We start from the raw sequence: 12279 nt of genomic DNA, 5'->3' as shown, positions 1-12279 counted from the left end.
TATAATTACCCGCAACATGCAGAGGTTTATCAAGAGAATAATGAATATAAAATTGTCATATGACAGTCGGATTTTTCAAAAAAAGAATCTACAAGGCATTTCCACTTGAATACTTTCTACCTTAAAAGGGTCGAGCGAGAAATGATTATTTTTTATTTAGAAATTCCTCTGTATAATGTTTTAAGGCTTTAGATTTTTTGAATTTAGCATGATTATATGTTTTAGACTTGCCCGGGGCAATACTCAGACTTTCCCACTTTTCCCCTACACTCACCTTAGAGATATACACTATTTGACCAACATGATATGAGTAGTGAGCGAGCTGACGGTTAAGTGCTTCCAGAACCGTATGACCTTGGTTTCTTACATATATTATTTTATTCAAGTCTTCATCCTTCAATTCAGTGATGGTAGCAAAAAGGCAATCCCAGCCTTTATCCCAAATATCCAAAACATCCTTCCTGGAATTAAATGATATTTCAAATTCTGAATCTCTGTCTCTCCACTTCTTTTCACCATCTGTAGTCAAAAAATCAGTCCATCTGGATAACATATTTCCAGATAAATGATTTACAATTATTGCGATGCTGTTTGATCCTTTATTAGAAATATGAAATAGTTGATTGTCAGAGACTTGATCTATCGCTTTTTCACCCAGCGATTTATAGTACCTGAATTGATTTTCTAAATTTTTTATAACGATGTTCATAGTACAAATCAACTCTTTTAAATTTAAAATTTGTTTGTTGTGGGTAATCTTAAAATCAGTCACTTCACTATTCGATACTCCAAATTAGATGTAAGATTTCTTATAACATTGAGGAGGTCAATTGGGGGAAATTTATATCGGTGTTGATATTTATGGATTGCGATTCACTATTTAGAATTTAAACATGTGACGGGTCAAGAGATTATTTGATGCAATAGATTGAAATTTAATTTTAATCAATTCTAAGTTAACTCAAATCCGAACAAGTATAAATAGGTTGAAATGCCAGAATAGAACATCTATACCCACTTAATTCAAAGAAAGATTACCCATTTTAATACAGATACTTTCTGCGAAAAACATTAGGACTTTTTCCTTCCAATTTCTTGAACGTTCTATCAAAATATGAAAGGCTAGAAAAACCAGTCAAAAACGCAATTTCAGACATGTGAAGATCTGAATTGATGAGTAGTCTTTTGGCTTCCTGAATCCTAAAATTATTTAAGAACTCTTTAAACGTTTTATTGGTAAATGCCTTAAAAAACCTACAAAAGGAGGTTTGGGTCATGGCAATTTCGGAGGAAATTTCTTCAGTCGTCAAATTTTCCTGATACCGTGTTTCAACAATTTCCAAAATTTTTTGAAAACGTTTTTTTTGAAAATCCAGGCCATCCTCAACCTGACCGGTAATATCAAGCACCTGATAGGATTGAATTTCAGAAAGCAGCGCTAGGAGCTTGACAAATAAAGAAAGCTTATCGGATCCTTCAGCCACATACAGATTCTCAACAATTGGAGAAACTGTAGTTGCGGGAAAATCCAAAAACAAAAGTCCTCCGCTTGCCTTTGCCGAAAATGAATGAATACCTGTTGTCAAGGCTCCAAGGTTTGATAGTCTTTCCAAAAAACCCGAATTGATATGAAGCACAAATTCTTCACCCTTTCTTTCATTGTTATATTTTATCCTGTGAAGCCGATCAGGAGGAATAACCAAAAACAATCCATTTTTAAAGTCTGTCGTAAACCCGTCCATCAGAAAGTCCCCTGCTCCTTGGGTGCAGTAAACTACCTCCCAGAAATTATGGAAATGGATCATATGGAACTCGCATCTTTGGAAAATATCGAATTTTTTTAACACATAATCATTATCCAGTTCTTTGTGATTGGATTCATTTTTTAGTTTTACCATACCCCAAGTTTGGAAAAAATACTTTTAAAGGACAAAATAGATTCATGTTTCTGATAAATTCATACTACTTATTGAAAATTTAATTCAAATTTCCAATTGTTGGCGATAGGATGGATAATTTTTGTCCAACAGTTGATAATCCTGTTAAAATTTAACTTGAGGTTTCAATTTAATTTTAAGCATGAAACATGTGAAAATAGAACATATAGCTATTTGGACAGTTGACTTGGAAGCCATGCGATCCTTTTATCAGACTTATTTTGGTTTCGACTGCAATCAAAAATACGTCAATGAGAAAAAGGGATTCAGTTCCTATTTTTTATCTTTTCCTGATGGATGCAGATTAGAACTCATGCATTCAGAAAAGTTGAATGTTGAGAGACAGCATCACGATAGATTCACAGGAGGTTATGCCCACATCGCTTTTTCTTTAGGTTCTAGGGAGGCGGTGGATAACATGACCGAAAAACTCATCAGTGATGGTTTTGAAAAACTTGAAGGCCCTAGGATGACCGGAGACGGATATTATGAAAGTGTATTTTTTGATCCTGAAAGAAACATCATTGAACTTACCATTTGATCGATTGCACACTTTCTAATGAAAAGCTCAGCAATATGAGGGAACTTAGAAGAAATTTGGAGGTTATCAAGACACATTTTGCTTTATATTTTAATACCCTCTTCCTCTGCTGAAATGGTGTAAAAAGCTTCAAAAAAAAACTAATTAGCTATTTTTGAACATGGAAATTAATAATATCAACGGCTCAACCCAGTTTTTTGCAATATTGGGAGATCCTATCATTCAAACATCTACTCCAGGGTTAATCAATACGATATTCAGTGAAAAGCAACACAACAAGGTTCTGATTCCAATTCATTCAGATTCAAAGTCTTTGAAAGAGGTGGTATTAGGATTACAAAAAATCAAGAATTTCAAAGGAGCAGTAATCACTATGCCCCATAAAGCGGCAATCGTACCATATTTGGATAAAATGAGTGAAGAGGTGGTTCAATCCCAGGCATGCAATGTCATTAGAAGAAGCGAAAACGGAGAATTACATGGCCATATGTTGGATGGTGAAGGGTTTGTATCCGGATTAATCCAGCAGGGTCATGAAGTGCGGAATAAGAATATATTTCTAATCGGGGCAGGTGGTGCAGCTACAGGAATAGCATTTTCTTTGTGCAAAAACGGGGTGAATATCCTTAAAATTTATAATAGATCAAAAAGGAAGGCAGAAATCCTGAAAGGGAAAATAGATCAATATTTTCCGCATAAGAACATAGAACTCTCCGACGAACCTGATGAAAAGACTGACATTTTAATCAACGCTACATCTTTAGGTATGAATTTAACGGACAAACCTCCCATATCTATCGATAGGATTACCAGTGACACTTTGGTGGCAGAAGTTATTATTAAACCGGAGATGACCTCCACCTTAATTGAAGCTCAAAAAAAAGGCTGCCAAATTCATCAGGGAATCCATATGTTAAAGGCACAGCTGAGGCTGATGCTGGATTTCATGGATGGGGTTAAATAAATTTTATATCCAAAAACAGTAGATGAAAACATAATGTCATGAAAAAAAAACTTCTTTTGTTTTTCCTTTTTTCATGGGGAGCTCTGAATTCCGCAAGTGCCCAACAGTTCATCAATTTATGGGAAGGTACTTCCATGAAAACAATTGAATTCAATCATGTGGAATTTGCGGAATACATCAATATCAACAGTCAGGTTACAGGTCAAGGTTTTGGTATTCCTCTTAATGTTGAGTATAAGTTAGAAGTAGACCATCAATGGCAGGTCAGGGAAGTCTATATTCATTTCAAATCAAAAGACAATTTTGAAATTAGGCTTAGTAGAAAAGATGATGGAAAATGGAGTGACTCCAATGGCGAAATTATTGACCAGCTTGAAGGGTGTACCGATATTGACATTACTGTTACGCCCTTTACTAATTCACTCCCAATAAACAGACTTAAACTTAACGAAGGGGAGTCTGAAGAAATCAAAGTAGTGTATATTGATCTTCCCAATAACAAGTTTTTCCCTGTGAATCAAAGGTACAGTAACTTGGGCAATGGGCTATATCTTTATGAAAATCTGGATAATGGTTATAGAGAAGTTATTTTAGTAGATCAGGACGGCTTTGTTATATTTTATCCGGATTTTAGTCACAGAATCTCTAAAAGCCAGTATTAATTTATTTTAAAAAATTTGAAATCTAATGAAGCTGATCAGGGAGATTCAGTAAATCCATCTTTACTTTCAGATTAAAAAAAGGCAGCTTATTGGATTTTGTCTTTTTGAGTAATGGGATGGCAGTTCATCTGTGAATTTTTTAAACTCTCTGATAAAATGAGGCTGATCGAAATAATTGAATTCATAAGCTATTTCAGTCAGTTTCTGCCTATTGGCCTTAACTTCTGAAAGTGCCTTCTGAAATTTCAAAATCCTTTGGAAGAGCTTAGGGCTTAGTCCGATTTTTTCCGCAAAGATCAATTCAAGATACCTTCTGCTGATATTTAGTTCATCACAAAGAATGGAAATATCCAAAGGAGTTTCTGATGTCAATTTTGACATGGCAAATTCCAACAACTTATTTTTAGGTTCATAGGTATGGGCAACCAGTTTTCTTTCAAAAAAAGCATTTATAAATGTGATCAATTGATTTACATCGCCTTTAAAATTCAATTCCTGAATCCGACTCAAAAAAGGGGCTTCAAAAAAATCGTTTAACTGTATCGCTTTATCTGTGAAATGTCCTACGGGAATATTGGAAAAATTTGAGAAACCATGAGGATGAAACCATATCCCAAAGCATTTACCTTTACCTACTGCCATCACCTCCAGAGGCTCAGTAATCTGACCAATTACTTTTGCCCAATATTCTTTTTTGCCATTCCTATAAAAGTCAACATCAAAATTGAAAATCATTTCAATGCAACCGTCAGCAAAAAAAACATCACGTGTTTTCCTTCCAAAGTCACCTTCCAATATATAATAACATTTTATAAAAGGCTGTAGAACCCGTGACGGGGGAAAATAATTTAAGGTGAGTTTGCTGGAATCTTTCATAATAGAATTTAGATTACCTTTTTACAATATACTTTTAATGCCAATTATTTACAAATTCGTTCATCTTGGTTTTGGCATCTCCAAAACTGTAAAATCATCTATTTATGGTTTTTTTAAGTAAAAGTACTTAATAGTGACAATGATTTAAAAAGTCCGATTTCCATAGTCTGCAATCATTCGGTAGGGATATAATTCCTCAGGTTCACTGGGTTGATCCAGCTTACTGATATCTTCCAAAGAAAGTCTTATGCTATTTGCCCCTAAATTGTCCGATAACTGATCGCAGGTTCTAGCTCCAATAATTGTTGAATTCACAACTTTTTTGGATAAAATCCACGCTATGGCTATTTGGGAAGCTGTCGCACCATAACCTGTGGCCAAAGAAGTAATTTCATCCATGATTAACCAGTTTTTTTCCTTGTTTCGCCGATTCCACGATTCTTCGGTCTGTGGAGATGAAGTGGCAATCCTGCCTTCAAGAGGACCTTGTTTTGAATACTTACCCGTTAAGAACCCTCCACCCAAGGGGCCCCAAGGAAGAAGTCCAAGACCTTGGTCCGCAAACAAATCAAAGAACTCATATTCCAAATCCCTTTTTACCAGGCTGTATTGGTATTGGGCAGCAATGAACCTGAAATTACCAAGCTGATTTAACATTCCCTGGGATTTCATAAGCTGCCATGCCTTAAAGTTGGAAATACCAACATACCTTACCTTTCCTGATTCTATAAGGTTTATCAAAGTAGCGATTGTTTCTTCCAAAGGAGTTACATGGTCAAAACAATGAAGGTAGAGTATATCTATATAATCTGTTTCCAAGCGCATCAGACTTTTTTCTACCCCTTGGATAAGATTCCATCGGGATAAACCCTCTGCATTCGGGTTTGACTCTGTGCGAAACCTTATCTTGGTCGAAATAATCACATCAGGTCTTTTTTTTCTAAGGGCCTCCCCCACTATCTTTTCTGATTCCCCGTTTGCATATACATCTGCGGTATCAATATGATTTCCTCCGGAATCAAGAAATTGATCAATAAGTCTGATTGCTTCGGATTTAGGAGTACCTCTTTCTGAATTTTCCCCAAAAATCATGGTACCCAAAGTGAGGTTGGAGGTGATCAAGCCACTTTTTCCTATCGTATTATACTTCATATTTTTTTGACTAATGTTTCAAACCATAAATGGTTGTATGCATTCCCGCTATTTTCCATTTACCATCTATTTTTTCCATTAACCTGCTTTCTCTTTTCAGTCCCCTTTCCGGATCATGTTGTTCAAAATTTACCAAAGCTCCATTTCCAAAAAATCTGATGTCCATATCATTAATGACCACGGGAACAGAATCGGGATCAGGATTCAAAACGAAAAATTCTTTGATAAAAGAATCAATTTCCGACCATCCAATATTTTCAGACATAGAGGAGTCCCCAAAATTGATATAGGTTTTGGTAACATAATTTTCATGAACCCAAAATTCGCTCCACTGCTCATATTCCCTCTGAAATGCAGCTTTCGTCTCATCATTCACCGTCTTTTTAATCAAGACACTTTCTGACTTTACATCAGATTCAGTCAATTCATTAGTAGGCTTATTGCATGAAAGCATTATCAGACAGAAGATCAGGAGTCCTGTAACGGGTATGTCATTTCTCATAATTCACCTATTTGTTTATGTAACTGAATGTAAAAGTAATTCTGTGTAAAATGGAAAAATTGTATAGAAGCGAACTTTATAAAGAATCAAAAAAAGGATTAAAATCCAAATGAAACCTGTAGATATAAGACTGTATCAGTTCGTGGCTGATTGATTTCCAATTCGCCTAGTGTGGTTGGAAAAGCTATCCCACAAACCAAAAACAAACTATTGTCACTTCTATCGATCAGCTTGAACAATTTATTGAATGAAACACCCCATGCTGTATTTTTTTCTTCCAAAAGCCTGAATGAAATCCTAGTATCCAGTAAAAAATTATAGGGTAAGGAAATTCCTATTCCCGGATTGAAAACAAATTCCGATATCTGATAGGATGACATTATTGGTGCAAACTCAAGATCAAAATACATTTGGTTATTGAATTGCCTTGTAATACCAACAGGCGTAACAATCTGGGGATTATCAAAAATTGTCAATCTTTCCGTTCCACTCATTATCAAATAAGGAAACGAAACCGCTGTTCTGAGTTTCAGATTTTGGTTATCGTCCTGCCCTTCCGAGAGATAAGGGAAACAGACAAATACAAATAATAGAATCCAAAGAAATTTCATTCGATAAAAATACTGGGAGGCTATCTGAATAAATTAGACTGAATTTCCTGACTGAGGTATAAGATTGCCCTTTCTAAAGAGTGGAATCACTTGTGATCAGAATTAAATCATCTTTTCTTTTCATAGCCTGTCATATAATATATACAGTGGACAAAACTAATTCTGACTTAGTTGGGGAAATTGTACAGATACGAATTTTGAAAAAGAGATTTAAAGAGGGATGGAATTTTCGAGGACTATTTAAGTACTACTGTAAAAAATAATAAAAATGCTTTTTGGCTTTTATTTTGAATTTGAAATTTTAAAAAATTCAATTCTGACCGATGAAAAATGAAAGCTCCTGTTGCTCTCTAAAAAAAAAAACTAAGTCTCATTTGTCCGAATACGGTCTGACCTTGTTCGGTTTCGGGGATTTACATTTTAACAAAGACCCGAATCAAAGCTTTCAACGAGCTTTTGTTTGATGGCAAGGTAGTTGGAAAATAATTTCATAAAATAGCTGCATTTTCTGACACCAGCCCTTAACACACATATTCAATAGATTTTTGTTTATAAGAAATATTGGAGAATAGCCACTTCCTAAAAATAAATGATAAACCATGTGACCCTAAAAGTGATTTGTACCAAAGCAATATTGCTGGGTTGTATCATAGTGCTTCATGCTCAGGAAGTCGAAACTAAGTATGGCTTTTTAAAAGGTGCTATTGAAAATGAAATAGAAGTATTTAAAGGAATTCCATTCGCAGCTTCACCAGTCGGTCATTTAAGGTGGAAAGCCCCTACTCTTCCCGAGTCTTGGAACGGCGTTCGTATGGCAGATACACTTTCTCCCATTTGCTTACAAACCAGAATGTATCCAAAAGATTCTCCAATAGAAGAAATGAGCGAAGATTGTTTATATCTTAATATTTGGAGACCTCAGGCATCTTTGCAAGACCAACTCCCAGTAATGCTATGGTTTTATGGCGGAGGCCTTGTAAATGGTTCAGCTTCCATTCCACTTTATGATGGAAAAAACCTGGCAAAACAGGAGGTCATGGTAATCACGGCAAATTACAGGCTTGGGGCTTTGGGTTTTCTCGCACACCCTGAATTATCAAAAGAGGCAGCATACAACAGCTCCGGAAATTATGGTCTTTTAGACATGATTGCAGCCTTACAATGGATACAGGATAATATCAAATCTTTTGGCGGAGATCCAGACAACGTAACTGTCTTTGGACAGTCCTCAGGTGCGATTTCTATAAGTGCGTTGGTAGCTTCTCCTTTGGCAGGAGGTCTTTTTCATAAAGCAATCGCTCAAAGTGGAGGCCTTTTTGAGCCCATAGAATTGGATGATGGATTTAATCTTTCCATTCTAGAGCAGGCTGGAGAAAGATTTGCCGAACGTGCAGGTGTATCTTCAATAAAAGAATTGCGAAAAATCCCTGCTGAGGACCTTATTAAAGTCCCCGTACATACTTCCATTAATATTGATGGATATGTATTAAATCAGTCCCCTTTTGAGGCTTACAGGAACAATGAAAATAACAGGGTATCAGTTCTGTTAGGCAACACAAAAGATGAGGGTCAGGAATTTATTGCAGATTTGAGCATCACCAGGGAATCTTATCAAAAAGAACTTAAAAAACATTTTCCTGCCTGGCTGGTATGGATGACAGCTCCCAATCCCGGAGAAACGGATGAGGAAGCCATTAAAAATGCTGTTTCATTTCAGGGAGATATCAGGTTTAAATGGAATATGTGGACTTGGGCAAAACTGGCTTCTAATGATGCAACCAATAAGGTATATGTATACCAGTTTGCCAAAGCTCCTCCTTTCCCCAGTGATTCTGATCAAGCTGGGTGGGGAGCTTCCCATGGGAGTGATTTGAGTTATGTTTTCGGGAATCTTGATCAATACAGTTGGGAATGGAGTCAAGAGGATTATCAACTGTCTGCTTCGATGGTGAAATATTGGACCAACTTTGCCAAATATGGAGACCCAAACGGTAAAGAATTACCCCAATGGCAGGAGTTTTCGGAGGATAGCCCAAAAGCTTTGAATTTGGACAAGAAAATTACTTCGACATTTCTACAAACCAAAGGAACATTGTCAAGTATAGACAATATTTATAACGTTGCCCGTTGGACAGTCCGAAACTATGTCTTACTGATATTTTTAGGCTTGGTGGTAATATTCATTGTGGCTTTTGCAGTTATCAGAAACTTTCAAAACAAGAGGCTAAAGCTTTAAACCTCAATGATGCATTAGACAAATCCCATCAATGGAAGGTTATGGCCGAATCAAATTTTGCTATATGCATTGGCTTAATAGTAATAAAAAAGAATTCAATGATAAGCTGTTGACCCAAAAAGTCAAAGAAGCAGGACAAATTCTGGATCTGCCTTTATTAGATCACATTATCGTAACTCAATAAGGATTCTTTTCCTTTTCAGATGAAGGGCTGTTGTAGGCCCTTTTTTTAAGCAGCGAAAAAAATCAAGCCAAGAGATTCCACTATAATTATGTGAGTACATAATTATAGTTTAAACTAAAAAAAATTAAGTTAAATTGCGGAAAATTTATAATTGGATAGAGCCGAAAATTTCCAGTTTCACCTTTCTAAATTATTTGAATATTTTAGAATTTTAATAAATGTGTATTTACTCTGAAAAATATTAAATATTAATGGGAATTTCTGATCGTAAGGCAAAGGAAAAGGAAGATATTAAATCATCGATCTTAAAAGCCGCAAAAAAGCTATTCGTTCACAAAGGTGTTGAACATACAACAATTAGGAAAATTGCAGAGGATATTGAGTATAGTGTTGGGACGGTTTATTTATATTTTACGGATAAAAATGCCATTCTAAACGAACTGCATAAACAAGGTTTCGGACAGTTGGGAGGTGCCATGAGGATTTTAAAAAGTGTTTCCGATCCAATGGAAAGATTAAAAGCAATTGGCAGGGTTTATATTGATTTTGCCCTTGAAAACCCTGATATGTATGACCTGATGTTTAATATGAAAGCTCCGATGGAATTTTTGGAGTCCATACACAAAGAAGAATGGAATGAAGGAAAGGCCACTTTTGATGTTTTGTATCAAAATGTAAATGAATGCATTCAGAATGGTCACTTTCCTGGCTTCAAATTAGAACCTCTTACATTCCTTATTTGGAGTACCGTACATGGAATGTGTTCCCTACACATCAGTCAAAGATTGAAAGGAGTAAACTTGGAAAATCAGGATGAAATGGTCAATGAAGCTTATAATGAATTCATAAGATTTTTTGATAAAGAATAATTGCTTAGCCTTTGGGGAAATACTTTATATACCTCTCTGTTTCTCCTAAAGGAAAAAAAGATTATAAACTTTTATTCAAAGCAATTTTCAGTTCTTCAATTAAACTATTTGCATATCGTTCACCTTCAAGTTCTGCATTGATAAAATATTTTCTCCAAGGACCTGCATTATATTCCAAGTCTGGGTGAAATAAGAAATCAGCCATTTGTACCTGCGGATTGATACGGGACCTACGCCTAAAATCTTTTTCCATTTGCTTTTTAGAAGTACCTGATGGAGCAGACCCTTCTCTTGCAGATACATCTACTGCGATTATAAATTCCGCCCCTGCTTGACAAGCGGCTTCAACAGCAACGGGCAGAGATTCGTCACCATCAATATAACTAATATTGTTGATGCCTACAGGTTGAAAAACATTTAATACAGCACTTGATGCACGTATTGCAACCCCTAGATTGCCTTGCTGAAAATATGTAGCTTTCCCATCACTTTCCCTCGTGGCCACGACAATTAATTTCCTTTGTAAATCTTGTATGCCAATGTTATCAAAACGATTATTTACAAAATCTTGTAGGCGCTGACCTTTGATCCATCCTTTATTTAGAAATGGTGAAAAATCAAATAACGTTAACGGACCTCCTTCTGCAGCAACTTTAGAAATTTCTTCAGCACTGTAACCGGCAGCCCAAAATGCACCAATCAAAGCTCCTACACTTGAACCTATCACTAAATCTACCTGAATGTTATTTTTTTCTAAAACTTTTAAGATACCTATATGGGCATAACCTCTTGGACCACCACTTCCCAAAACTAATGCAATCTTGGGCTTTTGATTAAATTCTGATATTTCTGATAAAGCAATAGGAGTATCTTCAGCTATATAATTCAATCCTTTACTACAGGAAAATAGGCCAATTAAGGAAACCATAAATGGTAAGGTGTATTTATTTTTCATTATTAAGATTTAATAATCCACCTAAGTTAAGTTGGACATAAAATGAACCAACATTATCCTTTAATCCGCTAGCAGTACCATCTACTTTATTTTCCCATTCTGTTTCTCCTGAGAACGGAATTATATATCCTATTTTCAAGCCTGTAAAAAGTCCGTTGTTCCCAACAGCTTTTACATTCAATCCAATATTTCCAGAAAGTTGGTTATTAACTAAATTTTGAAATATAGTATTATTTTTATTTTGGACTATTAACTGATTATTATTTATCACGACTCCCAAATTTGGTTCGATTTTCCAGATCTTACTTTTAGAAACATTATATCCAAGAGACAAAGTATTGCTAAATCCTACATATTGAATTTCTCCTTCACTGTTATCATTCTGGGCTGCAGAGTATAAAAAATCAAACCCGACAACATAATTATTTTTTGTCCATGCAGCGCCTGCTCCAATAGAAAACGAATACAGTAAGGGGTCTACATCCAACGCAAAATGATTGTTGAAATCATTGATTTTTGTTCCAGTAAGTGCTCCAAAATACATACTTGAAGCCTTTTTATCTTGAGAAAAAAGATAAATATTGGTTGTAAGCAATATTAGGATTGTTAAAATAATTTTTTTCATTTTTTTGCTCTATTTAGTTTTAACCAAGAATGAATTCCTATTTTATTTTTGATTTTAAATTTTATTTTACTCTAGTCCATACCTCGATTGGTCCAAACAAAGAAACACCTTCAAAACCTCTTCATTAATCTTATCCTTGTACTTTAATGTTATTTGGAAGGAGTA

General features: G+C 35.3%; 14 protein-coding genes. 6 read left to right on the top strand and 8 right to left on the bottom strand.

Features of this window, described 5'->3' with window-relative positions; translation table 11 throughout:
• Nucleotides 1-145 precede the first annotated feature (145 nt).
• Nucleotides 146-772, bottom strand: coding sequence for a DUF1572 family protein (locus HMJ38_RS01615; protein ID WP_317174480.1), 627 nt, complete (start codon nt 770-772; stop codon nt 146-148).
• 271 nt (nt 773-1043) lie between these two features.
• Nucleotides 1044-1898, bottom strand: a complete 855-nt coding sequence (locus HMJ38_RS01610) for a helix-turn-helix domain-containing protein (protein WP_194972618.1) — start codon at nt 1896-1898, stop codon at nt 1044-1046.
• A gap of 181 nt (nt 1899-2079) precedes the next feature.
• Here HMJ38_RS01610 and HMJ38_RS01605 point away from each other — a divergent pair, with 181 nt between their 5' ends.
• From HMJ38_RS01605 to HMJ38_RS01595, 3 genes are all read left to right on the top strand, one after another.
• Nucleotides 2080-2478: a VOC family protein gene (locus HMJ38_RS01605; protein ID WP_228779824.1), complete on the top strand. Its 399-nt coding sequence runs from the start codon at nt 2080-2082 to the stop codon at nt 2476-2478.
• 160 nt (nt 2479-2638) lie between these two features.
• Nucleotides 2639-3442 (top strand): shikimate dehydrogenase family protein, encoded by an 804-nt coding sequence (locus HMJ38_RS01600; RefSeq protein WP_194972617.1) that lies wholly within the window; start codon nt 2639-2641, stop codon nt 3440-3442.
• Between the two features lie 38 nt (nt 3443-3480).
• A complete protein-coding gene (locus tag HMJ38_RS01595; RefSeq protein WP_194972616.1) occupies nt 3481-4104 on the top strand; it encodes a putative glycolipid-binding domain-containing protein in 624 nt (207 codons plus the stop codon).
• 66 nt (nt 4105-4170) lie between these two features.
• On the opposite strand, the gene HMJ38_RS01590 is transcribed toward HMJ38_RS01595, so the two are convergent.
• From HMJ38_RS01590 to HMJ38_RS01575, 4 genes are all read right to left on the bottom strand, one after another.
• Nucleotides 4171-4980, bottom strand: coding sequence for a helix-turn-helix transcriptional regulator (locus tag HMJ38_RS01590; protein WP_194972615.1), 810 nt, complete (start codon nt 4978-4980; stop codon nt 4171-4173).
• Between the two features lie 144 nt (nt 4981-5124).
• Entirely contained in the window at nt 5125-6132 is a 1008-nt protein-coding gene (locus tag HMJ38_RS01585) for an aldo/keto reductase (RefSeq protein ID WP_194972614.1), read from the bottom strand.
• A gap of 10 nt (nt 6133-6142) precedes the next feature.
• Complete coding sequence (locus HMJ38_RS01580) at nt 6143-6634, bottom strand: hypothetical protein (RefSeq protein WP_194972613.1); 492 nt, start codon at nt 6632-6634, stop codon at nt 6143-6145.
• Nucleotides 6635-6732: 98 nt separating this feature from the next.
• Nucleotides 6733-7245, bottom strand: a complete 513-nt coding sequence (locus HMJ38_RS01575; RefSeq protein WP_194972612.1) for a hypothetical protein — start codon at nt 7243-7245, stop codon at nt 6733-6735.
• Between the two features lie 589 nt (nt 7246-7834).
• Here HMJ38_RS01575 and HMJ38_RS01570 point away from each other — a divergent pair.
• The 3 genes from HMJ38_RS01570 to HMJ38_RS01560 all read left to right on the top strand — a co-directional run bounded on the left by HMJ38_RS01570 (nt 7835) and on the right by HMJ38_RS01560 (nt 10534).
• Complete coding sequence (locus HMJ38_RS01570) at nt 7835-9481, top strand: carboxylesterase/lipase family protein (protein ID WP_194972611.1); 1647 nt, start codon at nt 7835-7837, stop codon at nt 9479-9481.
• Between the two features lie 64 nt (nt 9482-9545).
• On the top strand, nt 9546-9665 hold the full coding sequence (locus tag HMJ38_RS01565; protein WP_228779823.1) for a JAB domain-containing protein: 120 nt from the start codon (nt 9546-9548) through the stop codon (nt 9663-9665).
• 251 nt (nt 9666-9916) lie between these two features.
• Complete coding sequence (locus HMJ38_RS01560) at nt 9917-10534, top strand: TetR/AcrR family transcriptional regulator (RefSeq protein WP_194972609.1); 618 nt, start codon at nt 9917-9919, stop codon at nt 10532-10534.
• 61 nt (nt 10535-10595) lie between these two features.
• Here HMJ38_RS01560 and HMJ38_RS01555 read toward each other — a convergent pair whose 3' ends face one another.
• The gene (locus HMJ38_RS01555) at nt 10596-11489 is read right to left on the bottom strand and encodes a patatin-like phospholipase family protein (protein ID WP_194972608.1); all 894 of its coding nucleotides are present in this window, start codon (nt 11487-11489) and stop codon (nt 10596-10598) included.
• Entirely contained in the window at nt 11479-12114 is a 636-nt protein-coding gene (locus HMJ38_RS01550; RefSeq protein WP_194972607.1) for a hypothetical protein, read from the bottom strand. The genes HMJ38_RS01555 and HMJ38_RS01550 overlap by 11 nt, the downstream gene beginning before the upstream one ends.
• Between the last annotated feature and the right edge of the window lie 165 nt (nt 12115-12279).

The organism is Aquiflexum lacus, from assembly GCF_015476655.1.
Classification (GTDB): Bacteria; Bacteroidota; Bacteroidia; order Cytophagales; family Cyclobacteriaceae; genus Aquiflexum; species Aquiflexum lacus.
Note: the sequence above shows the minus strand (reverse complement) of the source record. Positions and strands in the feature narration are given on the sequence as shown.